Genomic DNA, 24,860 nt, shown 5'->3' on the forward strand with positions numbered 1-24,860 from the left:
ACGATGCCAGAAGATAGTATTGAACATATTGATTTTGAAAATTTAAACGATAAAGCTATTTCAAAACCCTTAGTATCCCATATATATACCGCAGATCCATCTGCACATTATTTCAATGGAAGAATTTATATATATCCTTCTCATGATATAGAATCTGACATCCCTTTTGATGATTTAGGAAGTCACTTCGCCATGGAAGATTATCATGTGCTTTCATTAGATAATGTAAATAGTGAAGCCATTGATCACGGAGTTGCATTACATGTAAATGATGTTGCTTGGGCAGAAAAGCAAATGTGGGCGCCAGATGCAGCCCATAAAAATGGAAAATACTATTTATATTTTCCTGCAAAGAAAGCTGACGGTATTTTTCAAATTGGGGTTGCTGTTTCTGATAATCCTATAGGTCCATTTAAGCCGCAACCAGAGGCTATAAAAGGCAGCTATAGTATAGATCCAGCTGTTTATGAAGATGAAGATGGCAGCTACTATATCTATTTTGGTGGTATTTGGGGTGGCCAACTACAAAAATACAGAGACAACGTTTATAGCTCTGAAAATGAATTACCAAAACCTGAGGAAAATGCCTTACTACCTATTGTAGCAAAGTTGACAGATGATTTACTAGAATTTGCGGAAGAGCCCAAAGAAATTAAAATAGTAGATGAACACGGAAACTTAATATTAGAAGGTGATAATGACCGTAGATTTTTTGAAGCCTCATGGTTGCACAAGCACAACGGTAAATACTATTTTTCTTATAGCACAGGCGACACCCATTTTATTTGCTATGCTATCGGTGATAATCCCTACGGACCATTTACATACGGTGGTAGAATTTTAGAACCGGTAGTAGGATGGACCTCTCATCATTCTATTTGTCAAGTAGATAACAAATGGTATTTGTTTTATCATGACAGTAGTCTTTCTAAAGGCATCACACATTTACGCTCTGTAAAAATGGCTGAAATTGAGCACCAAGAAGATGGTCATATAAAAACATTGACTCCCTATAGTTCGTAATTTCAGACAGCTAAAAACATCTTTTTCAACATGATTAAATGAAACCAAATGGAATCATTTAATCATGTTTTCTATTTTGATATATCATAATTTAACTTCTAATATTTAAGTCTAGAAATATTTTAGAATTGACTAGCCAAATATTTTGTTCAAGTAATATTTATTTAAATAGTAATTTCATCCTTTGAAATATAACAATTTGTAACCTTTTAGGTTTTACAATAGAAAAATCAAAATTTACGCATAACGGAATGTCAAATAAAAAATATACAGTTTTAGGCGAAACCATTGAAAAAGGCAAAGGAGCACAACTCAATTTAGATATTGCCAAACTTCATACAAGAACTAAAATAGAAGTACCTGTAATTGTACAACGAGGTAAAAAAGATGGCCCCACCCTTTTAATAACAGGGGGCATACATGGTAATGAAATCAACGGTGTAGAAATAGTACGCCAGTTGGTATCTAATAAGTACAACAAACCGGAGTGCGGTATGGTTATCTGTATTCCTGTAGTAAACATCTTTGGTTTTTTGAATCAAACAAGACAGTTTCCCGATGGTAGAGATTTAAATAGGGTTTTTCCAGGAAGCTTGCGCGGTTCTTTGGCAAGTAGGTTTGCCTATCACTTAGTGAAAGATATTGCACCGGTTATCGATTATTGTATTGATTATCATACGGGTGGTGACAGTCGTTTTAATGCGCCTCAAATTAGAATAGATAAGAATGATGCAGAAGGGCTTGCTCTAGCGAAAGTTTTTGGTGCAGAGTTTATTGTAAAATCTGCCGGAAGAGAAAAATCGTTTAGAGAGACCTTACATCAATTAGACAAGAAAGTTTTGTTATATGAAGGTGGAAAATCACTTCAAATTCATCGTGATATTACAGATACCGGTATTGCTGGTGCCTTGCGTTTAATGCATCATTTGGGCATGCGTAATTTCGATAAAGAACTAAAACAAATGAATTCTAAGCCCATTACCCCAAAATTGGTAAATGCATCTAAGTGGTTACGAGCAAAACACTCTGGCATGTTTCATCCTATTGTAAAAGTGGGTCAAAAAGTGGAAAAAGGTACTGAATTAGGTAATATTTCAGGACCATTTGGGTATTTCGAGCGTAAAATGAAGGCTGGTGATTCTGGTTATATTATATGCATTAATGAGTCTCCCATTGTAAATCAAGGTGATGCTATTTTTCATATAGCACATGATATTGAGCAAATCATCTAAAACTTATTTTTATAAAGCTAATTAGTGAAAAGGGTTTTATTCATCTTTACTACTGATATATAAAATTAAGCGTAGAAAGTTTTAGTTTAAAAGAGGATGACAGATATTGAAAAAACTTTAGAGAACAAAAGTGTACGTCCTACGGCTATGCGTATTTTGATATACAAGTATATGGCCGAAAAGGAAATTGCAGTCGCTTTAACCGATATTGAGAATGCTTTTGAAAAAGCCGAGCGCACTACGCTATACCGTACCCTTAAGACATTCGAGGAAAAAGGAATTGTACACCAAATAGACGACGGTACCAATATCTCAAAATTTGCCCTGTGCGAACCTGGTTGTAACTGTGAATTAGACCAAGATTTGCACCTACATTTTCATTGCAGTAATTGTGACAAAACGGTTTGCTTAACCGAACACAAAATACCACATATTAATTTACCTACCGGGTATATAGCCGAAGATGCAAATTTGGTAATTAAAGGCATCTGCGACACCTGTAGCCAACATTAAATGCACTACAGTTGCATTCATAATTTTTCGAACTTGCAAGAATTATGAAGAAGAGAAAAGTAAACCTTAGAGACCTCAAAACAACAGAACATTCTAATGGTCATAACCATGATTACGCAGGTAACACGTCAATTATAAAAACCTACCTCCCTGCCATATTCAGTTTTATAATGCTGATGATTGGTATTGTGTTAAATTATTTTGAAACGTATTCATTTTTTGATGGATGGATACGCATTATCTGGTATATAGTGGCTTACATTCCCGTAGGCTTTCCGGTAATAAAAGAAGGATGGAAAAGCATTATAAAAGGAGATTTCTTTACCGAGTTTTTCTTAATGAGTATTGCAACCATAGGTGCCTTTTCAATAGGTGAATACCCCGAAGGTGTTGCCGTAATGTTATTTTATGCCGTAGGTGAACTTTTTCAAGGAGCTGCCGTAAAACGCGCCAAAGGCAATATTAAAGCTTTACTTGATGTACGGCCAAATGAAGCATTGGTCTTTCGTAATAATACATATATCTCTATTAATCCAGAATCGGTTGAAATAGGCGAGAAAATTCAAATTCGCGTTGGTGAAAAAGTACCGCTAGATGGTATTTTATTATCTGATAAAGCTTCTTTTAATACTGCGGCATTAACTGGAGAAAGCAAGCCAGATACACTTAAAAAAGGAGAATCGGTATTTGCCGGAAGCATAAATTTAGCAGGTGTTATTGATATAGAAGCCACAAAGGAATTTAAAGATAGTTCAATTGCCCGTATTTTAAATTTGGTACAAAATGCTACAGCTAGAAAATCAAAAACTGAGCTTTTCATTCGCAAGTTTGCTCGTATTTATACACCTATAGTCGTTTATCTTGCAATTGGACTGACACTACTCCCTTACTTTTTTGTTGATGACTATGTGTTTAGAGATTGGTTGTATAGAGCATTGATATTTCTAGTTATCTCTTGCCCATGCGCCTTGGTCATTTCTATTCCATTAGGGTATTTTGGCGGACTAGGAGCTGCCTCACGAAACGGAATTTTGTTAAAAGGAGCTTCGTTTTTAGATAGCATGACCAAAATAAACACGGTGGTTATGGACAAGACAGGCACCGTAACCAAAGGTGTTTTTAAAATTCAGGATCTTGTTACAGATCAGATCTTTACCGAAGTTGAATTCATGAAGTACTTGATCGCTATTGAAGAACAATCTACTCACCCAATTGCTAAAGCAATATTAGAATATAAGACGGAAGGAGAGGGTTTTAAGGCGACCGATGTTTCAGAAATTGCAGGTAAAGGTTTAAAGGGAATCGTTAACGGTAAAACTATTTTGGCAGGAAACAAAGCCTTACTAATATCGAACCAGATTAACGTTTCAACTGAAATTGACAATATTGTAGAATCTATTGTTTTGGTTGCTATAGACGGAAAATTTGCTGGTTACGTGACGGTTGCAGATGAACTAAAAGATGACGCACACCAAGCGATTAAAGAAATACGGGCTGCTGGAATCACAAAAATTATAATGCTTTCTGGTGACAAAGATTCCATTACACAAAAAGTAGCAAAACAATTGGGCATTGACTGGGCAAAAGGTGGATTGTTACCTGAAGATAAGCTCGAAGAAGTTGAAAAGTTGAAAAAATTGCCTAGCACAAAAGTAGCCTTTATTGGCGATGGAATTAATGATGCACCTGTTCTGGCAGTTAGTGACATTGGTATTGCCATGGGTGGTCTAGGCAGCGATGTAGCCATTGAGACCGCAGACGTAATTATACAGACTGATCAACCGTCTAAAATTGCAAAGGCAATAAAAATTGGTAAATCTACACGAAGCATTGTATGGCAGAATATAGCATTGGCTTTCGGGGTTAAAGTAATTGTTCTGGCTTTAGGAGCAGGTGGTTTAGCTACTATGTGGGAAGCTGTTTTTGCTGATGTTGGTGTAGCATTATTAGCAATTTTAAATGCCGTTCGGTTACAAAGAATGAATTGGGATTAAAGCAAACTCGATGAAATCAATAGCGATCTATTTTTAATTGTCCGTTTTTCTCAAATTCATTAAAAGTAATAATTCCATTTGCTTGAAGCAATTGCTTCAAAATACTTTAAACATTATACTACATGGCTAACGAACTACATATCATAACCGTTCCTCAGTCAGTAATCGAAGGGATTAAATAAAAAACGCCTACAAGACTTTAAAAACCGACGAAACCTTCGAATCAGGTTTTTATACAATTATGGGTATAGATTTATCAGAATTTAAAACTATCAATTCCTTGATTTCATATCAGATGACTATCCCCATTATGAATGTAAATGGTAAATTTTGTAAGGCTCTTAGAGCATTAGAAAAGGATAACGAATTTATCAAAAAATATAACGAACAAATTGAGCTTTTTGGCCATATTCCATATTTCAAAATTCCCGACGTAGTTGATTATTATAAAGTTGACCCTTCGGACTATTTTATCAAGAGAATATTAATTAAGTCAATGATGTACTAAAATACGTTTGCTAACTTAGGACACCTATAGCAAATAGTGCAAAAAACGCCAAATTCAATAGCTTGAGCTTATTTGTCTAGTCTGCCATCACGATAGCTATCGGGATTGGATTTTGCTTTTAAAAGGAAAAAAACAAAATGTAAAAATTCGTCTCTGTGTTATCCCGATAACAATTTAGACTAAACGTCGGCGTCTTTTTACATGCTCATTTTTAAACAACCATTTACTGTAAAATAGTTAGCCTGACTAAAAGCTATATTTCAAAACAATAAGGTTATTAATTGGTACAGTGTGATGTATCCTTCAAACTAAAAGTACTAGCTACAATTAACCGTTAAAAAGTATACCAATGGTTGAATTGATTTAACATTAAACTCCCGATTTTAAGACAACATTGTAAGAGTTCGGGTATTTAACCCTTATACTACCCATGAACATTTAAAACGATGTACATGGGAATGATAAAAGATAGAAAGAAATTCAAAAGAGCAAAAGAACAGACCAATCCAACAAATCCGACCGGTAACACCGACCAACTTACCAATCATTTTGATTATGATGAGACCACTGTAAAAAAACAACAAAACAAAAATTAAGAGAATTGAAAATTACATAAGAGCAGAAGGAAAAAAATAAAGAGTAATTAATTAAAACAAATACATATGAGTACAACATATTTGAACACCAAGTCAAGAGGAATAACCAAAACAGTAGCTGAATTCTCCAAACAAGATGGTCAGAGCAACAGGGAGTTTCGTGAATTTATCAAAGAACAAGTAGTGGAACATAGAAAAGAGGGATTGGACGTATTCAAGTCACCGAGACCAGGAGATGACCAAAAGAACTAAAAACCGCATAATGAGAATCGAAAATGGAGTATAACAAAGGACTAAAAGGCTATTCAAATAACTTAAATAGCCTTTTAGAAACCTTTAAAAAAAGCATAATAGACTATGACAATTCAAATAAATACTGACAAAACAATTACCGGAGAAGAAAGAAGTAGCGATTTTTTTAGTTCTCAAATTACCGAAGCATTAGAAAGGTTCGAATCTCATATAACCAGAATAGAGGTTCACTTAAAAGATGAGAATGGAAAAAAGGATGGATTTAATGATATCTCGTGTCTACTAGAGGCTAGACTTGAAGGCAGACAACCCATTGCAATCAGTAACCAGGCAAACACAATTGATCTTGCCGTAGCAGGTGCCATTGACAAAATAAAAAGTGCCATTGAAACCATTATAGGAAAAAGTCAAAAGCATTAATATTTATAAAAGATTAAACATAATATTGATATTGAATCAACAGATAAAATGACGGATAATGAAAAAGACACCTTTTAGAAATCTAGTTGAAAGCTAAGTTTGATTAAAAAGCGCAGTTAAATATTTTGTTCTTCAAAATAAAAGAAATTACTACATTTATTCGATTATTTTAAGATTAAAAAGTAAGATACCAAAATCGAAAGAACAACTGTACATGAAGAAATTAATCTATATCCTTTCTTTTACTTTGCTTGGTTGTACAAATAGTGTTCCTGAAAATTCAATTGAAAAAGTCCCGGTTGTCGATTCGAAAAAATTAGATAAAATTCAAGTATTAAATGTTGGTTTTTTTCATTTTGGTTCTACTAGCGATGCTACCAAGGTTGAGTTTGATGAAAACAATGCTAAGGAACAAGAAGAAATTCGAAAACTGTCAATTCAATTGGCGAAATTTAAACCCACCATTATATGTCTAGAATACCTACCTGAAATTGATAATGATATAAATAAAGCCTATCAAGATTTTTTAAAAAACCCTAGTGAGCTTAGTATGCAATATGGCGAATTGAGTATGGTAGGTTTTGATGTGGCTCGAATGAGCGGACTTGTTAAAGTCTATGGTATCGATAATCATATGAATTATAATTATAGTGTAGGAGATTTTATAGAAAATAGCCCAGAATTAACAAATGCTATTGACCCAGCAACCTATTTAGAAATAACAAACAATCCATTAAAGGCATATCCAGAACTTGAAAAGCGAAGCAGCAATTTTGATAATTTATCACTTTTAGAAAAGTTGGCATTAATTAATAATCCGATAATGTTAGATTATTCTTTAAACGCAAACGCCGATAAACTTTTTTACGTGGGTATCGATGACAATTTTGTAGGAGCTGACCAAGCGGCCTTATTTTACCATCGCAACATGAAAATATATTCTAACCTAAACCGAATTAAAATGAATAAGAACGATAGGGTTCTTATTCTAATGGGTTCTGCACATACGGCAATGTTACGGGAGTTTATGAATCGAAGTCCGAAATATGAAATGGTAAATTCCCTGGATTACTTAAAATAAAGTAAACACTTTTAAAACATCACTGTCTTTTTCAAAAGAAAGAAAAAGCCAATCTATACTAGGTGGCTTTTTCTTGAATACCCTCTGCCCCTATTTACAGTCACATAATCATCATATAAATAGAATGAGTAACTTACTGATGTAAATTGGCTTGAGACCATATTGCGTTTAGCTGATTATTTAAGGAAAGATGAAAAATGATATTCGACAGTAAAAAAGACATATTATTTAGTGCAATAATTCTTGGAATAAACTCATTTCTGATTGGAATCACAATTGTGGGAATTATTAATGGAGAAATGGAAAAAGATGAATATTGGACTCTAATTCTGATTTTAGCTATTGTCGGACTTCTCTTTTGGCTGTATTTCGGAACTAATTATGAATTGTCCAAAAAAGACGGTTTGATTTATAGAAGTGGCCCTTTTAATGGAAAAATAAATACGGACAGAATAACTGAGATTATAAAAGGAAAAACTCTTTGGGTTGGATTTAGACCTGCTACCGCTAGAAAAGGGCTTATCATAAAATATGACAAATACAACGAACTATATATTAGCCCGAAAACTAATGAATTGTTCATCAGTAAAATATTAGAATTGAACAACAAAATTAAAATATCTGACGGACAAGAGGAATTGAAATAACTTCCTGAGAAGCCTACCTAAATCCTAAACGTAATGTTCACTTTAGTACTAAATCGAAAGGTCTGTATATATTTATAAAGTCGCTAATCACGATAGCTATCGGGAATGGATTTAGCTTCGTTCTCAAAAGGAAACGAAAAATTTTAACACCAATATCATTTACCTAAAATAGAAATCTCATGACAACTCTTTTAAAACAACAATGGGTACTAGTTCTTTTATTAGTAACGACTATAGCTTGTAAAGCCGAGCATCTACCCATTACAAAAGGTAATGCTACGGCTGTTTTGGTCAATGATTCTTTACTACGACATACCGTTTTATCGAACGGACACCCCATGGCGGTTTGGGAGAAAAAAGCTGAAAATGCTAAAGGAATTATTCTTTTTGTTCATGGTAGAACTTGGAGCGGTGTTCCTGATTTTGATTTACAGGTAGAAGGTGAAGAGTTGTCTTTAATGGATGGTTTAGTAGAACAAGGGTATTCTGCCTATGCTATTGATTTACGAGGATACGGAAAAACACCTAGAGATGCTACAGAATGGTCATCACCAGAAATAGCTTCAAACGATATTCTGAATATTTTAAATTGGATTTCAGAAGAAAATAATAATTCGAAAGTTCATTTATTCGGTTGGTCAATGGGGTCAACATTATCACTACTTGCCACGCAAAAAGAATCAAAAAATATTGCCAGCCTAACGATTTTTGGATATTGGCAAGATTTAGATTCCAAAATACCTGAAGACACAAATGATAAGCAATTAATGAAAAGCATAAATACAGCAAAAAATGCAGCGAGCGATTTTATCATACCAGGTAGCATCAGTCAAAAAGCAATAGACACCTATGTAAAGAAGGCCTTGGCGTATGACCCCATACGAGTTGATTGGAGGCATGAGAGTGAGTATAATATTATTGACCCATCATTAATTACCACACCAGTATTACTTATTCAGGGTGAATTTGACCCATTAGCACCAACAGTTAACCAAGCAAAGTTATTCACTCGATTAAAAACAGCCGATAAAAGTTGGGTGGTAATTTCTGGTGGTGACCATGCTGCTTTTATGGAAACTCCTAGAAAGCACTTTATTCAATCATTTACAGCTTTCATAGATCGATTTAATGAATAATGGGTTTTAAAATTAAACTATGAACTTAAATCAAGTAACCATTCCATCATTAGATTTGACAAAATCAATCCCTTTTTATGAAAAACTTGGATTAAGATTAATTGTAGCATCATTACCAAATTACGCAAGATTTGAATGCCCAGATGGAGCCTCCACCTTTTCGATACACCAAACCGATACCTTACCAAAAGGAGATGGTATATACATCTATTTTGAAAGTAACAATCTTGATGTACTTGTAAACGAGCTTATTGAAAAAGGGATACAATTTGAGCAACTACCAACAGACCAAAGATGGCTATGGCGCGAAGCGAGATTAAAAGATCTTGATGGTAATCAACTAATACTCTACTATGGAGGTGATAATAGATTAAACCCACCTTGGCGTATTGATAACTGCACTAGTTAATAGATAGGGTAATTTATAATGAACGAAACCGAAATAGAAACTGAAAGGATACGACTAAGACTGATTGATAGATCAGACTTAGATTCAATTCATACGCTGCATTCTTTACCCGAAACCGACAAATTCAATGCATTGGGTATTCCGAATAGTATTGAAGAAACCAAAGCTATTATTGAACCATGGATTAAAGAGAATCGATCTGAAGAGATTAAAAATTACACGTTTGCAATTGACAACAAATCGAATGGAAAATTCATGGGTCTCTTCGGACTAAAAATCGGTCATCAGAAATATAAAAGAGCTGAAGTTTGGTATAAAATACATTCAGATTATTGTAAAAAAGGGTATGCTACTGAAGCCCTAAAAGCTATAATAGATTTTGGTTTTGATGCACTCAAACTACATCGTATTGAAGCTGGGTGTGCTGTAGAGAATATTGGCTCAATTAAGGTTTTAGAGAAATCAGGAATGCTACGAGAAGGTCGCCTTAGGCAAATACTACCTTTAAAATCTGGTTGGTCAGACAATTTTCAATATTCAATTCTTGAAACTGACGAAAGAAGTAAATAATTATAAGATTACCCACACACTAAAATTTACCTTACCAAATTGCATTAGTCACTTCCAATATTAAATAAACAAACCTCAATTTTAATTTGAATTATCAATCTATTAATCGTAACATTGCGATTAATAAATATAACACAAAATGGGATTAGCCAAAACTGAAATGTTTACCGACCAACAAAACGAAATTGCACTTTTTGCAAAAGTATTTGGGCACCCAGCTAGAGTATCGATTTTGCAGTATTTATTTAAGATAAATGCATGTGTTTGCGGAGATTTAGTCAACGAAATCGGATTAGCACAACCCACCATATCACAACATTTAAAAGAATTAAGACATTTAGGTTTAATTAAAGGCAACGTAGAAGGTACGAGTGTTTGCTACTGTATACACACCGAAAATTGGACAAAAATGAAAGAAACTATGTTAGCATTTCTTAACCAAGATATAGCTACGAATGAAAATTGTTGTTAAAAATTCATCCTATAAATCACACTAATACAATACTTAATATGGCCACAACCAAAATGACATTATTTACAGAAATTGAAAATATAATCGGCTCGTTGAACATTGATAATGTCACTAATGAACGAAGAAAAATTTTAAAACCGTTAATTGATTTCATACAATCAAAGGCTGCAACAAATCAAGAAATACGCATCAATTTTATCTGTACTCATAATTCACGAAGAAGTCATTTATCGCAAGTTTGGTCTCAAACTATGGCTCATTATTTCGATATTAAAAATGTCTTTTGCTATTCTGGAGGTACCGAAGCTACCTCACTTTTTCCCATGGCAGCAGAAACGCTAAGGAATTCAGGCTTTCAGATAAAAACTATTTCAAAAAATGAGAATCCTGTATACAGTATTAAATATGCTGATAACGAGCATCCAGTAATAGGGTTTTCAAAAAAATTAGATGATGACTTTAATCCAAGATCTGAGTTTGCAGCGATTATGACTTGCGATTCGGCAAATGATGCGTGCCCATTTGTACCAGGTGCAGAAATAAGGATTCCGATAACTTTTAAAGACCCTAAAGCTTTTGACAACACACCGCAACAAGCCGAAAAATATAAAGAAAGAAGTCTACAAATCGCAACTGAATTATTTTACGTTTTCTCTCAAATAAACTCATAAAAATGACATCAAAAAAATTAAGTTTTCTTGATAAGAATCTAACATTATGGATATTTGTAGCCATGGCATTCGGTGTTGCGCTTGGCTATTTCATACCAACATTCCCCGACATCATTAATACATTCAGTAGCGGCACTACGAACATACCTATTGCCATTGGCTTAATTTTAATGATGTATCCACCTTTGGCAAAAGTCAATTATTCACTTCTACCAAAAGTTTTCAGAAACACAAAAACCCTTTCTATTTCCCTGATTCTAAATTGGATAATCGGTCCCGTTTTAATGTTCATTTTGGCAATTACATTTTTACGTGATTATCCTGAATATATGGTTGGTCTAATTTTAATTGGCCTAGCACGATGTATTGCAATGGTCTTGGTATGGAACGACCTCGCCGAAGGCAATAGTGAATATGGAGCAGGCTTGGTAGCCTTAAACAGTATATTTCAAGTCTTTGCCTATAGTTTTTACGCATGGCTTTTTATAACCGTGCTTCCACCTTATTTTGGATTTGAAGGTGCTATTGTAGATATCTCTATTGGCACTATCGCAGAAAGTGTCGCCATCTATTTAGGTATTCCGTTCTTGATGGGAATATTGAGTAGACTAGTTTTAGTTAAACTAAAAGGAGAAGATTGGTATAGCAATAAATTTATACCTACGATTTCACCAATAACATTGATTGCGCTTTTATTTACTATTGTAATAATGTTTTCGCTAAAAGGGGAATTAATAGTTCAAATACCTATGGACGTACTACTAATTGCGGTGCCTTTACTTATCTACTTTACGTTAATGTTCGTCATTGGCTTTTTCTTAACAAAAGCAACTGGAGCAGCATACGACAAAACCGCATCAGTAGCTTTTACAGCCGCAGGTAATAATTTCGAATTAGCCATTGCAGTTGCCATTGCAGTTTTCGGATTAAATTCAGGACAGGCCTTTGCAGGAGTTATTGGTCCGTTAGTTGAAGTACCAGCATTAATACTGTTGGTTCGAGTTTCCTTTTGGTTGAAGAAAAAATATTATGGAAAAGTCGAAGGGTAGATGAACATAAAAAGTTATTTTCTATATTAACATGAATACACAATTAAAGTAGTTTTTGGGTTTAGATTTTACCAGATGTCCTAAAGAAAATAGATTTTGCTTAATACCAGGAGGAATAAAAAAACATTTTACACTCCTATATTTCTTATCTTAACAGAGACACCTAAAAATTTACAAACCATGAAACATATTCTTACAGTATTCATTTTTACCGCTTTTCTGATTTCTTGTAATTCATCAGACAAAACAAAAACTACAACACAAGAAGCTTCATCAACAGAGGCAACTACAGAAAGTACGTCAAAAGACATCAATAAAAATTTGAAACCGATTGAAACCGATGAAGATTTAGTTGCCACCGCTTTAATGGCTGCTCCCGAAAAAAGTAGGCTTACATCTAAAGTAATTGGCTATAATATGGCAGGTGTATTTGTGACGTTGAAAGAAGGGGATAATGAATTTATTGTGCTTGCAGATGATCCAACCAAAGATGGCTTTAATGCTGCATGCTATCACAAAAACCTTGAACCTTTTATGGCAAGAGGAAGAGCATTAAGAGCAGAGGGGAAATCCGCTGAAGAAATCTTTGCCATTCGTGAAGAAGAAATGAAATCTGGAAAACTTAAAATAACTCCCGGTTCTACATTACATATCTATTACGGCCCTAATACCATGTACGACCCAGAAACTGCAGCTGTTGATGGCGCACAATTGCGTTATGTAACATATATTCCTTGGGCCACATCAGAAACTATTGGTATACCCGAAGCCCCTACGGCACCAAATCATCCTTGGCTTATGAATGCAGGTACACACAGAGCACATATTATGCTTTCACCTTTACCAAAAGATAAAGGATAGGATAAAAGTGAAGGTTGAAAATTGACTACTACGAAAAAATAACTGTCTATTTTTTCTTGTCTTCATATACTTATAAATAGCTGAGAACTTAGGTCACTTTAAATTTGGCAAAATACCTTTAGCTTTACAAACTCTATTTTAGCATATATGAATACAATTGATATTAGAACAGTAGATGTTGTTCAATATTTACAACCCTTACGAGAAGGAGGTTCTATGCCTGCCATAGTAAAAGCTGACGATGACTTTTTATATGTATTAAAATTTAGAGGATCTGGCCAAGGAAAAAAATCGCTCATCGCTGAATTTATTGGTGGAGAATTGGCTCGTACCATTGGTTTAAAAGTTCCTGAATTGGTTTTTATGAATCTAGATGATTCGTTTCGTAATACAGAACCCGATGAAGAAATTCAAGACTTGCTTAAGTTTAGTGTCGGTTTAAATTTAGGATTACACTTTTTATCTGGCGCTATTACATTCGACCCTTTAATTTCAAAAATAGATGCACTAATAGCATCAAAAATAGTAATATTAGATAGTCTTATCAGTAATATTGACCGGACAGCCAAGAATGCTAATTTACTGTATTGGCATAATGAACTGTGGGTGATTGATAACGGAGCTAGTTTCTATTTTCACCATAACTGGGAAACTTGGGAGAATCACCTTTCAAGAACATTCCCATTTATAAAAGACCATGTGCTTTTGCAACAAGCGACTGCTTTACCCGAGGCAGCAAAAGAAATTCAAAATTTAATTACCCCAGGAAAGATTATTGAGATTGTCTCAAAAATTCCGGAAGACTGGCTTATGAGTGAAACGGATATTTTGAATGTAGATGAAAAAAGAGCAGCCTATATTCAATTTATAACTACTAAATTATCTATGATTGATATATTAGTTAAAGAAGCTGAAGATGCAAGATAGATACACATTCAAGTATGCCATAATTAGATTGGTTCCAAAGGTAGAACGTGAAGAATTCTTTAATGTAGGCGTCATTCTATTTTGTAAACGGATTAAATTTCTTGATATAAAGTATCATCTTGACCCGGATAAATTAAAAGCCTTTGCTCCAGAAATTGAGGAAGATATCATTAGTGATTACTTGAAGGCATGGAAATTAATTTGCGATGGTAATGCTTCTGGCGGACCAATAGGAAAACTAGATTTACCTGACCGCTTCGGATGGCTAACAGCCTGTAGAAGTACAATTATACAAAGCTCTACCACTCGTTCTGGACTTAGCTTTGAACCTAAAAAAGAATTAGAAGATATATTTAATAAGTATGTTTTGTAAGAATTGATTAAATCTTCTATTGATATATTAATTTTAAATCGCCCATATTACACTAGGATATTTGGGTGTCCAATGTAATTTGTAAAAGCAACCTTTTTTCTAAACATTACAAAATGGAATCATCTGAACTACATAAAATTATTCAAGGCATTCCGAAAGCTGAACTTCACTTACATATTGAAGGAAGTTTTGAACCAGAACTCATGTTCAAAATAGCGGAAAGAAATACTATTGCTTTAGCATATGATTCTATTGAATCGTTAAAGAAAGCCTACCAATTCAATAATCTTCAAGAGTTTTTAGATATCTACTATGCAGGTGCGCAAGTATTGATTCACGAAGAAGATTTTTTCGACTTAACTTGGGCATATCTTACCAAAGTACATAGTCAGAATGTAGTTCATGTAGAAGTATTTTTTGACCCACAAACACATACTGATAGAGGCATTGCATTTGAAGTTGTCTTTAAAGGAATTCACAAGGCCTTAGAAAAAGCCAAAAAGGAATTGAACATTTCCTATAAACTTATTATGTCATATTTGCGGCATTTAAGCGAAGAAGCCGCATTTAAAACCTTAGAAGCTTCCCTCCCATTCAAGCATTTAATTGACGGCGTCGGTTTAGACTCCTCAGAAATGGGTAATCCGCCCAGTAAGTTCATAAATGTATTTAAAGCATCTGCCGAACACGGTTATAATTTAGTTGCCCATGCCGGGGAAGAAGGTCCAGTAGAATATATATGGGAAGCTCTAGATGTATTAAAAGTGATACGAATAGACCACGGTAATCGATGTTTAGATGATGAAGCATTGGTTCAAAGATTAGTCGAGGAGAAAATAGCATTAACCCTTTGCCCTACAAGCAATGTAGCACTAAAAGTTATTCAAAAAATGGAAGAACATCCTGTTGCTAAAATGCTGAAAAAAGGAATTATTGCAACTATACATTCAGATGACCCTGCATATTTCGGTGGCTATATGAATGAAAATTATTTTGAGACAGCAAAAGCCCTTAACTTAAACAAAGAACAGTTGATGCAATTGGCCATCAATGCTTTTGAAGCTAGTTGGTTGAATACTAATACTAAACAACAACGAATTACAGAAGTGAGAGATTATTTTAATTCGTTGACAAATTAAAAAGATTAACCTCCCTAATTTGCCAAAGGAATAAAAATTTCAAAAATGGCACCGTTACCAAGAGAACTTTTTACTCTTATTTCTCCATTATGGGTGGTAATAATTCTTTTTACAATGGCAAGCCCTATTCCTGTACCTTGATATTCTTCATCGCTATGTAAACGTTGAAAAATTTCAAAAACCTTGGTGGCATATTTCTGCTCAAAACCAATTCCATTATCAGCTACAAAAATACGCGCATATTTAACCTCATCAGATAAATTAAGATTAGGGTATGCTACACCTTCAATAATTTCTGCGCTTACTTCTATAGTTGGGAAATCTTTCTTCTTGGTGAATTTAATAGCATTGGTAAATAAGTTAAATAATAACTGTTTAAACTGAATCGGCCTTACCGTAATCTCGCAATCACTTAGAACTTTCAGCACCGTATTATTTTCTTTTAGCTCTTCGCTCAACACAACTTTCACATCATCTACCAGCTTTCTTAAAGAGACATTCATCAATCTGTTCTCCACATTTTCTGTAGACCCGTATGTCAACAGATCTTGTATTAAATTTCGCATACGCGAGGCCGACAAGTCTATTCGTTCTAATTTGTGCTTACCATCTGCTGATAAATTTTTGAACTCACTATCGCTAACCTGAGAAATAAACATTTGTATTTTTCGTAAAGGCTCTTGCAGGTCATGACTACAAATATGATTAAATGAGGCAAGGTCATTATTGATTAACTCTAACTTTATAGTTTTAATTTCAAGTTGGTTGGTTCGTTGTAATACCTTTTTTTCAAGTTTTTTAGAAAATTTCTTTAGTTTTCTATGCGCACGTTCTAATTCTAACTTATTTTTTCTAAGCTCCAATAAGTTTATTACCTGTTCAGATAAAATATTCAAAGATTCTTTTTGACTATCTGTTAACGTACGAGGTTTATTATCAATTACGCACAAGGTACCTAGTGGTAGTCCACTAGAATCTTTTAAGGGTATACCTGCATAAAAAACAATATTGGGGTCACCCGTTACTAAAGGATTGTAATTAAAACGAGTATCATCACGAGCATCATTCATGGTGAAAATTTCTTCATCACCAGTTATCGCATGTGCACAAAATGAATGTTCTATAGGCGTTTCATAAATATCTAAGCCATGGCGCGATTTAAACCATTGCCTTTTATCATCAAGAAGTGTGATTAACGAGATAGGTGTTTGACAAATTTCAGAAGCAAGTTTAGTAAGGTTATCATAATCCTTTTCAGCTAATGTGTCTAAAATGGAATATGATTTAAGAAGAGCAAGTCTTTCTTTTTCCTTATCATGAATCTTGGCTTTTATCATAGTCAATGTCGCGGTAGGTCATTATAAATAATCACTAAAAAAAGAGAACAAATATAAGTCGACCATTATCCTTTGTATTATAAATATAAGTTAATAAGAGTAGAAATAACGAATCAGAAAATATAGAATTCATCGATTTGCTTCTCCCAATAGACACAAGGTAAATCTCGTTGAAAAGCTAAATCAGACTTTTAGAAGTGTAGTTTATTATGAAATAAATTGATTTTCCATTGCAAGCCCACAACCAGTAAGCGAAAAACAAATCACATTTAAACAATTTCATTCAGAAATTTTTAGGTTACCTCTATTCCAAAAAACTATGTTTCCTAAAAGTTATAAAGCCTAATATCTTTAGAAATTGAGCTTTAATAAAGCAGAGAAAGAATAACTATAAAGATTTTTAAAATTCGAGTTAAAATAAAATATATTATCAGTCTTGTAAAATAGTGACTCCTAATTAGTTCCTTTTGTAACACCATTTTATTAACTAACATTATAAATAAGTTGATTTGGCTACGATTATTAATCCTAATGAGGTATTTGTTAAATCAAAAAAGCAGTAGTTTGTAAAATTAATTGCTAATTTTGCATTGTATGAAACAATTCATCCACAAATCAATGGCAGTTTTTATGGCGGCCGTAGTTCTTATGACTACGATGTCGTTCGCGGTAGATATGCATTATTGTGGAGATACATTGGTTGATTTTTCTTTTGTTCATCAAGCAAAATCTTGTGGCATGGAAAAAACACAAGTAATTGCCAGTTGTGAGACTTCAACAGTTTCTGGAAAATCGTGTTGTACAGATAAGCAATTGATTAAAGAAGGAAATGAAGTTTTAAAAGCGCCCTTTGACCATTTTACATTAGAGCAGCAAGTCTTTATCGCTTCATTTACATTTTCATTTATCAATCTTTTTGAAGGAACCGAATCTAATGAAGTTCCTTTTATAGATTACGCGCCACCCTTTCTCAAACAGAATGTGCAAGTGCTGCACCAGACATTCTTAATTTGATTTATTAGACCTCTCCGACGAGCATCGGACATTAAAGCCCTACGTACTTCCGTTTTGGGCACGTTTTGTTGTTTTCTTTTTTAGCAGAACCATCAAAACACCATTTACATAACTATCTAATAATCATTCATATGCTAAATAAAAGCATCAAGTTCTTTATAGATAATAAATTGGTTGCGGTTCTTTTACTTGCACTATTTGTGGGTTGGGGAATTGTAAATGCCCCTTTTAATTGGGATACTGGTATTCTTCCTTCTGATCCTGTAGCTGTAGATGCCATTCCTGATATTGGAGAAAACCAACAAATCGTTTTTACAAAATGGCAAGGTCGGTCTCCACAAGACATTGAAGACCAAATCACCTATCCTCTAACCACATCACTCTTAGGCATACCTGGCGTGAAGACTATTCGCAGTTCTTCAATGTTTGGATTCTCGAGTATCTATATCATTTTTGAAGAAGATCTCGAATTTTATTGGACTCGTAGTCGTATTCTTGAAAAATTAAACTCGTTACCTAGCGGCCTTTTACCTGAAGATGTGAACCCGGCCTTAGGACCCGATGCTACAGGATTAGGACAAATTTATTGGTACACCTTAGAAGGGCGTGACAAAGATGGTAATGTCACTGGTGGTTGGGACCTACAAGAACTCAGAAGTATTCAAGATTACCATGTAAAATATGGATTGGCTTCAGCAGGCGGTGTTGCAGAAGTGGCTTCTATAGGTGGTTATGTTCAAGAATATCAGATAGATGTTGACCCAGAAAAAATGCGTCAATATAATATTGGCTTGAGCGCCATTGTGAAAGCAGTTAAAGAAAGTAATCAAGACATAGGTGTGCAAACCTTAGAGATGAACCAGGCTGAATATTTAGTTCGTGGTTTGGGTTACGTAAAGTCAATTGCAGACCTTGAAGATGCCGTAGTTACTTCAGAAAACTTCACTTCGATACGAATTAAAGACATCGCTAATGTTCATTTAGGCCCTCAAACTAGACGTGGCATTTTAGATAAGGAAGGTGCTGAAGTTGTCGGCGGTGTTGTGGTTGCTCGATATGGTGCTAACCCATTAGAAGTTATCAATAATGTCAAAAATCAAATTGCAGAAATTTCATCTGGTCTTCCTTCAAAAGTTTTATCAGATGGTCGTACATCACAAGTGACAATCGTTCCTTTTTACGACCGAACCGAACTAATTCAAGAAACATTATATACATTAAAAGAAGCACTTACACTTGAAATTCTTATTACCATATTGGTCATAATTGTAATGGTATTCAACCTGCGTGCCTCCATTCTTATTTCAGGCTTGTTACCTGTTGCTATCCTTATGGTTTTCATTACAATGAAACTCTTTAATGTTGATGCAAATATTGTAGCACTATCAGGTATAGCAATTGCAATCGGTACCATGGTCGATGTCGGCGTCATACTTGCTGAAAATATGATTCGGCATTTAGAGGATGAAAAATTACGTTTTCGAGAAAGTGGTATTGAATACACCACTAATGAAATTATTTACAACGCAACTGCCGAGGTATCAGGTGCCATTCTCACTGCAGTATTAACAACAATCATCAGTTTTATCCCTGTATTCACAATGGTGGGTGCCGAGGGTAAATTATTCCGTCCTCTGGCATTTACCAAAACAATGGCATTATCGGCATCATTGGTCATTGCACTTTTCTTAATTCCTCCATTTGCTGCATTCCTTTTTAGAAAAAGTAACATTAAAATACGTTTTAAATATATCATCAATGGCTTGCTCATCATACTCGGTGCCATAGCAATTGCCTATGGTTATTGGCTAGGGCTTCTATTAATTGCATTTGGTTTCGTTGGGTTTTTAGGCGCTAGAGATGTTATTACCGCAAAAAGAGCCAACCTAATCAATATTGTAATCTCAACGACTGCAATTGTTTTTCTACTTGCGGAATACTGGCGTCCACTCGGATTCGATCGTAGCATTATAATGAACCTGATTTTTGTTTCGATTATTTGTTTTGGATTGCTCGGTGTGTTTACAGTTTTCAGAAGATATTATGAACTTATTCTTAGATGGGCACTTCATAACCGACTTTTATTTTTGATAATTCCATCCACTGTTTTGATGTTAGGTATAATCATCATGCGCAATACAGGTAAAGAATTTATGCCAGCGCTTAATGAAGGATCATTCCTGTTAATGCCTACATCTTTACCCCATGCAGGTGTGGAAGAAAATAAGCGTGTTCTACAACAACTCGATATGGCGGTAGCCAGCATTCCAGAAATTGAAACGGTGGTAGGTAAATCAGGTAGAACAGAATCAGCCCTCGACCCTGCCCCTTTATCGATGTATGAAAATATGATTCAGTATAAATCTGAATATATGCGAAATATTAATGGTGAGCGACAACGCTACCGGGTAAATAATGATGGCTTATTTGTTCTTAAAAATGACAAATTTATCATCAATCCAAACAATGAAATTAATAATGATGCAAATTATGAAGCTTCACAGCTCAAAACAACAGCTACTCGTAATGACCTAATTACCGACGATGACGGTAAGTATTATAGAAATTGGAGGCCAGAAATAAATAGTCCGGATGACATATGGAATGAAATAATTAAGGTAACCAAATTCCCCGGCGTAACATCTGCTCCAAAATTACAACCAATTGAAACAAGGCTTGTAATGCTACAGACAGGTATGCGAGCACCTATGGGTATTAAAGTAAAAGGACCTGATTTGAAGAGTATAGAAACCTTTGGTTTACAACTTGAAAGCATTTTAAAAGAGGTTGAAGGCGTAAAACAGCAAGCTGTATTTGCAGACCGAATTGTAGGCAAGCCTTATTTACTTATTGATATTAAGAGAGACCAATTAGCCCGTTATGGAATTTCAATTATGGATGTACAAGAAGTGCTACAGGTGGCAGTTGGCGGAATGCCTCTTACACAAACCGTAGAAGGGCGAGAACGATATGGAGTTCGTGTACGCTACCCTAGGGAACTCAGGGCAAATCCAGAAGATTTACGTAATATCTATGTACCCGTCAAGAATGGAAGCCAAGTACCTCTTGGAGATTTGGTTACTATTCGATACGAGCAAGGACCACAAGTAATAAAAAGTGAAGATACTTTTTTAATTGGCTATGTTCTATTTGACAAGCTCGATGGTTTTGCCGAAGTAAATGTCGTCGAAAATGCACAATCATTAATTAATCAAAAAATAGACAATGGCGATTTAATAGTTCCAAAAGGTATTAGCTATCGCTTTACTGGAACTTATGAAAATCAACTACGTGCAGAGAAAACCCTTTCTGTTGTGGTCCCAATGGCTTTGATAATCATCTTCTTGATCCTATATTTTCAGTTTAAATCAGTCTCTACATCTTTAATGGTATTTACAGGTATAGCCGTTGCTTTTGCTGGTGGATTCATCATGATTTGGTTGTACGGACAAGATTGGTTCTTCAATTTCAACTTGTTTGGCGAGAACCTTCGAACACTTTTTAATATGAAAACCATTAATTTGAGTGTAGCTGTTTGGGTAGGTTTTATCGCATTGTTCGGTATTGCTACAGATGATGGCGTAGTAATGGCAACCTATCTTACCCAAACTTTTGATAGAGAAAACCCTGAAGATAAAAAGGGCATTCGTCATGCAACTTTAGAAGCTGCTGGTAAAAGAATACGACCGTGTTTGATGACAACGGTAACGACCATACTGGCACTCTTACCTGTACTTACCTCCACAGGAAAAGGAAGTGATATTATGATCCCAATGGCTATCCCAATTTTCGGTGGAATGATTATCGACATCACATCTTACTTTTTAGTACCAGTATTATTTAGCTGGAAAAAGGAATATGAACTAAAAAGAGCAAACAAATGAAAAATTTTAAAATCATAACATGTCTTTTGTTTGTTACCACATTCGTAAAAGCACAACAATTACAAACCTTTATTGAAGAGGCCATAATAAACAATCCAGAGATTCAGGCCTTTGATATACGATATAAAATAGCAGAAGAAAAGGTGAATGAAGCTGATTGGCTACCCAATACCGAAATAAGTGCAGCATACTTTATAAGTGAACCTGAAACTCGTGTAGGAGCCCAACGTGCAAGAATTGGAATCAAACAGATGCTGCCTTGGTTTGGAACAATTAGCGCACGTGAGAGTTACGCTTACGCAATGGCAGAAGCTGAATATATCGAAGTTACAATAGCCAAGAGGAAATTGGCGCTTTCGGTGTCACAATCCTATTATGGTTTGTATGAAACAAGGGCCAAACAAGCTACACTCCTAGAGAATATTCAGCTTTTGAAAACCTACGAAAAACTAGCGCTGACATCTGTTGAAATTGGAAAAGCCTCTGCTGTAGACGTATTGCGTTTACAAATACGTCAAAATGAACTTCAACAACAAAAAGAAGTACTTGAAGAAAAGTATTGGGCAGAACAATCTTCTTTCAACAATTTGCTTAACCGCAATGAAAATATGCTGGTTGAAGCAGTTGCCGATTTAGAAATACCAGCTGAAAATGAATTGTATAATACCGATGCACTGTCGCTTAATGCTGAATTACTCAAATATGACAAGCTTTACGAATCTGTAGTTCAATCAGAATTACTCAACAAACGTGAGCGTTTACCTATGATTGGTTTCGGGGTAGATTATTTACCTGTAAGTGAGCGAACCGACATGCAGGTAATAGACAATGGAAAAGACATTCTAATGCCAATGGCTTCTGTTTCTATTCCAATTTTCAATAGCAAATACAGCTCAATTTCCAAACAGAATGAATTACGTCGAAAAGAAATTGAAACTCAGAAAAATCAACGTTTAAATGTACTAAAATCTGCTTTTTCTTTAGCAATATCTCAACGAAACCAAGCACGAATCAAATTCAACACTCAACTTAAAAACTTGAATCAAGCTAGGGATGCCGAAGAAATCTTAATCAAGAGCTATGAAACAGGAACAATAGATTTCAATGACGTTTTAGATATTCAAGAATTACAATTGAAATTTCAGTTGAACCAAATAGAATCGGTACAGAACTTTTATATACAGCAATCTATTATTAACTATTTAATTCAATAACAATGGTAAAAGATTTCTATATAAAAAACATGGTATGTGATCGCTGCATTAAAGTGCTTAAAGCTGAAATTGAAGCGCAAAAAATTGAACTTAAAGAAATTGAACTTGGTCGTATTCAACTCAATATTAAGAAAGACATCGAACTACTCAATTTTAAGACTATAGTTGAGAGTAATGGTTTTAGACTTATTGATTCTTCTGAAGATAAACTGGTAGAACAAGTTAAAATTCAAATAATTAAAATAGTTGACCAGCTACCTCTAGATTTAAAAGAAAAACTGTCTACATACCTCACAAAAAGTATCCATCAAGATTATTCTAAAATAAGCAAGGTGTTCTCAGTTACAGAAGGTGTCACTATTGAAAAATATTTTATTAAGCTAAAAATTGAGAAGGTAAAAGAACTAATACAAGCCCAAGAAAAAAATTTTACAGAAATAAGTCAACTACTTGATTATAGTCATTTAAATCATTTAAGTAGGCAGTTTAAAACAGAGACAGGAATAAGCTTGAGCGAATATAAATCGCAGCTAAGAATTTCTCAAAATCCATTAGACCAAATTGTATAGATTTCATCCAAAATTATGACACATACTGTTGAAAATCAAGAGTAATTTTGAAAAGCTAGAAAATGAAGATAATTATGAAAAATATAAATTTTGCGTTATTCCTAATGATAATAGGTTTGGCGCAGGTGGTGGATTATCAATTTGGTTCTAAATAAAAATCAATTAATAATAAATAAGTATAACAACAAATAATATGAAAATAGTAAAAAGAAGTTTAGGCACAATTGCACTTGCAACTACAATGATAGTAACAGTTTCATGCAAGGATGGAAAAAAGGTTGAAGAAGCAGCCCCTGTTGAAAAAGAAATGAATAACAATGAAGTAATGACCATGAATACTTCAAAAAATGTAAATGCTGAAGCTATTCTTTCCGACTATTTCAATTTAAAAGATGCTTTGGTAGCAGATGATAATGAAAAGGGAAAAGAATTAGGATTAGTGTTAACAAAATCATTACAAGAACTAGATGTTTCGAGCTTTTCAGATAGTGAGCAAAATGAGCTTAAAGATATTATAGAAGATGCTAATGAACATGCAGAACATATTGGTGAAAGCGATATCAACCATCAACGTGAGCATTTTAAAATATTGAGTAAAGACATCACTGATATGGTTGCTATTACAGGAACTGAGATTACCTTATACGAGCAGTTTTGCCCAATGTACGATGGCGGTACGGCTTGGTTGAGTACGAAAGAAGAAGTGCGAAATCCTTACTATGGTAGCCAAATGTTGACCTGTGGTAAAGTACAGCGAGAGATTAACTAGTTAGAAAATTAGCCTCAAGGGGGTATAAGAAATTAACCACAGTAAAATACTTTAATGATTGAACCATAATATTAATTTGGATTATGGGTCTTTCGGTAATTACTGCAACAATTTTTATTTCAAAGCAGAATAGAAAAAGGAAGAAACGAAAATTTTATAGTATCCTCCAGGTAAAGGAAATTTGAATTTAAGATCATATT

General features: G+C 34.4%; 25 protein-coding genes. 24 read left to right on the top strand and 1 reads right to left on the bottom strand.

Features of this window, described 5'->3' with window-relative positions; genetic code table 11:
* Nucleotides 1–3: 3 nt before the first annotated feature.
* The 19 genes from B5X55_RS07350 to B5X55_RS07440 all read left to right on the top strand — a co-directional run bounded on the left by B5X55_RS07350 (nucleotide 4) and on the right by B5X55_RS07440 (nucleotide 15,873).
* A complete protein-coding gene (locus B5X55_RS07350) occupies nucleotides 4–1,023 on the top strand; it encodes a glycoside hydrolase family 43 protein (protein WP_079511974.1) in 1,020 nt (339 codons plus the stop codon).
* Nucleotides 1,024–1,274: 251 nt separating this feature from the next.
* Nucleotides 1,275–2,255, top strand: a complete 981-nt coding sequence (locus tag B5X55_RS07355) for a succinylglutamate desuccinylase/aspartoacylase family protein (RefSeq protein ID WP_079511975.1) — start codon at nucleotides 1,275–1,277, stop codon at nucleotides 2,253–2,255.
* Between the two features lie 96 nt (nucleotides 2,256–2,351).
* The gene (locus B5X55_RS07360) at nucleotides 2,352–2,768 is read left to right on the top strand and encodes a Fur family transcriptional regulator (protein WP_079511976.1); all 417 of its coding nucleotides are present in this window, start codon (nucleotides 2,352–2,354) and stop codon (nucleotides 2,766–2,768) included.
* Between the two features lie 44 nt (nucleotides 2,769–2,812).
* Complete coding sequence (locus tag B5X55_RS07365; protein ID WP_079511977.1) at nucleotides 2,813–4,762, top strand: heavy metal translocating P-type ATPase; 1,950 nt, start codon at nucleotides 2,813–2,815, stop codon at nucleotides 4,760–4,762.
* Nucleotides 4,763–5,722: 960 nt separating this feature from the next.
* Nucleotides 5,723–5,866 carry a hypothetical protein gene (locus B5X55_RS18850; RefSeq protein WP_200811596.1) on the top strand — a complete coding sequence of 48 codons (144 nt, stop codon included), beginning with the start codon at nucleotides 5,723–5,725 and terminating at the stop codon, nucleotides 5,864–5,866.
* A 66-nt stretch (nucleotides 5,867–5,932) separates the two neighbouring features.
* Complete coding sequence (locus B5X55_RS07375; RefSeq protein ID WP_079511979.1) at nucleotides 5,933–6,118, top strand: hypothetical protein; 186 nt, start codon at nucleotides 5,933–5,935, stop codon at nucleotides 6,116–6,118.
* Between the two features lie 105 nt (nucleotides 6,119–6,223).
* Nucleotides 6,224–6,538 (top strand): HPF/RaiA family ribosome-associated protein, encoded by a 315-nt coding sequence (locus B5X55_RS07380; RefSeq protein ID WP_079511980.1) that lies wholly within the window; start codon nucleotides 6,224–6,226, stop codon nucleotides 6,536–6,538.
* Nucleotides 6,539–6,752: 214 nt separating this feature from the next.
* Nucleotides 6,753–7,619 (top strand): DUF5694 domain-containing protein, encoded by an 867-nt coding sequence (locus B5X55_RS07385; protein WP_079511981.1) that lies wholly within the window; start codon nucleotides 6,753–6,755, stop codon nucleotides 7,617–7,619.
* A 197-nt stretch (nucleotides 7,620–7,816) separates the two neighbouring features.
* Nucleotides 7,817–8,266 (top strand): PH domain-containing protein, encoded by a 450-nt coding sequence (locus B5X55_RS07390; protein ID WP_079511982.1) that lies wholly within the window; start codon nucleotides 7,817–7,819, stop codon nucleotides 8,264–8,266.
* 179 nt (nucleotides 8,267–8,445) lie between these two features.
* Nucleotides 8,446–9,402, top strand: a complete 957-nt coding sequence (locus tag B5X55_RS07395; RefSeq protein ID WP_079511983.1) for an alpha/beta hydrolase — start codon at nucleotides 8,446–8,448, stop codon at nucleotides 9,400–9,402.
* Nucleotides 9,403–9,421: 19 nt separating this feature from the next.
* Nucleotides 9,422–9,811, top strand: a complete 390-nt coding sequence (locus tag B5X55_RS07400) for a VOC family protein (RefSeq protein WP_079511984.1) — start codon at nucleotides 9,422–9,424, stop codon at nucleotides 9,809–9,811.
* Nucleotides 9,812–9,829: 18 nt separating this feature from the next.
* Entirely contained in the window at nucleotides 9,830–10,381 is a 552-nt protein-coding gene (locus B5X55_RS07405) for a GNAT family N-acetyltransferase (protein ID WP_079511985.1), read from the top strand.
* A gap of 139 nt (nucleotides 10,382–10,520) precedes the next feature.
* Nucleotides 10,521–10,853 carry an ArsR/SmtB family transcription factor gene (locus tag B5X55_RS07410; RefSeq protein ID WP_079511986.1) on the top strand — a complete coding sequence of 111 codons (333 nt, stop codon included), beginning with the start codon at nucleotides 10,521–10,523 and terminating at the stop codon, nucleotides 10,851–10,853.
* 38 nt (nucleotides 10,854–10,891) lie between these two features.
* Nucleotides 10,892–11,524, top strand: a complete 633-nt coding sequence (locus tag B5X55_RS07415; RefSeq protein WP_079511987.1) for an arsenate-mycothiol transferase ArsC — start codon at nucleotides 10,892–10,894, stop codon at nucleotides 11,522–11,524.
* A gap of 2 nt (nucleotides 11,525–11,526) precedes the next feature.
* Nucleotides 11,527–12,573 carry an ACR3 family arsenite efflux transporter gene (gene arsB / locus B5X55_RS07420; protein ID WP_079511988.1) on the top strand — a complete coding sequence of 349 codons (1,047 nt, stop codon included), beginning with the start codon at nucleotides 11,527–11,529 and terminating at the stop codon, nucleotides 12,571–12,573.
* 180 nt (nucleotides 12,574–12,753) lie between these two features.
* Complete coding sequence (locus B5X55_RS07425) at nucleotides 12,754–13,434, top strand: hypothetical protein (RefSeq protein WP_079511989.1); 681 nt, start codon at nucleotides 12,754–12,756, stop codon at nucleotides 13,432–13,434.
* A 147-nt stretch (nucleotides 13,435–13,581) separates the two neighbouring features.
* Nucleotides 13,582–14,361, top strand: coding sequence for a HipA family kinase (locus B5X55_RS07430; RefSeq protein WP_079511990.1), 780 nt, complete (start codon nucleotides 13,582–13,584; stop codon nucleotides 14,359–14,361).
* Nucleotides 14,351–14,734: a DUF3037 domain-containing protein gene (locus B5X55_RS07435; RefSeq protein ID WP_079511991.1), complete on the top strand. Its 384-nt coding sequence runs from the start codon at nucleotides 14,351–14,353 to the stop codon at nucleotides 14,732–14,734. Before B5X55_RS07430 ends, B5X55_RS07435 begins: the two co-directional genes overlap by 11 nt.
* Before the next feature lie 113 nt (nucleotides 14,735–14,847).
* Complete coding sequence (locus B5X55_RS07440; RefSeq protein ID WP_079511992.1) at nucleotides 14,848–15,873, top strand: adenosine deaminase; 1,026 nt, start codon at nucleotides 14,848–14,850, stop codon at nucleotides 15,871–15,873.
* Nucleotides 15,874–15,887: 14 nt separating this feature from the next.
* On the opposite strand, the gene B5X55_RS07445 is transcribed toward B5X55_RS07440, so the two are convergent.
* The gene (locus B5X55_RS07445; RefSeq protein ID WP_079511993.1) at nucleotides 15,888–17,210 is read right to left on the bottom strand and encodes a GAF domain-containing sensor histidine kinase; all 1,323 of its coding nucleotides are present in this window, start codon (nucleotides 17,208–17,210) and stop codon (nucleotides 15,888–15,890) included.
* A 594-nt stretch (nucleotides 17,211–17,804) separates the two neighbouring features.
* Between B5X55_RS07445 and B5X55_RS07450 the strand changes: the two genes are divergently transcribed.
* The 5 genes from B5X55_RS07450 (at nucleotide 17,805) to B5X55_RS07470 (ending at nucleotide 24,660) form a co-directional block, all read left to right on the top strand.
* Nucleotides 17,805–18,224, top strand: coding sequence for an HYC_CC_PP family protein (locus B5X55_RS07450; protein WP_079511994.1), 420 nt, complete (start codon nucleotides 17,805–17,807; stop codon nucleotides 18,222–18,224).
* Between the two features lie 131 nt (nucleotides 18,225–18,355).
* Nucleotides 18,356–22,108 (top strand): efflux RND transporter permease subunit, encoded by a 3,753-nt coding sequence (locus B5X55_RS07455; protein ID WP_079511995.1) that lies wholly within the window; start codon nucleotides 18,356–18,358, stop codon nucleotides 22,106–22,108.
* Nucleotides 22,105–23,322 (top strand): TolC family protein, encoded by a 1,218-nt coding sequence (locus tag B5X55_RS07460; protein WP_079511996.1) that lies wholly within the window; start codon nucleotides 22,105–22,107, stop codon nucleotides 23,320–23,322. The genes B5X55_RS07455 and B5X55_RS07460 overlap by 4 nt, the downstream gene beginning before the upstream one ends.
* Before the next feature lie 2 nt (nucleotides 23,323–23,324).
* Complete coding sequence (locus B5X55_RS07465; RefSeq protein ID WP_079511997.1) at nucleotides 23,325–23,891, top strand: helix-turn-helix domain-containing protein; 567 nt, start codon at nucleotides 23,325–23,327, stop codon at nucleotides 23,889–23,891.
* Between the two features lie 193 nt (nucleotides 23,892–24,084).
* Nucleotides 24,085–24,660, top strand: coding sequence for a DUF3347 domain-containing protein (locus B5X55_RS07470; protein WP_079511998.1), 576 nt, complete (start codon nucleotides 24,085–24,087; stop codon nucleotides 24,658–24,660).
* The last annotated feature ends 200 nt before the right edge of the window (nucleotides 24,661–24,860 follow it).

The organism is Maribacter arcticus (assembly GCF_900167935.1).
GTDB classification, from domain to species: domain Bacteria; phylum Bacteroidota; class Bacteroidia; order Flavobacteriales; family Flavobacteriaceae; genus Maribacter; species Maribacter arcticus.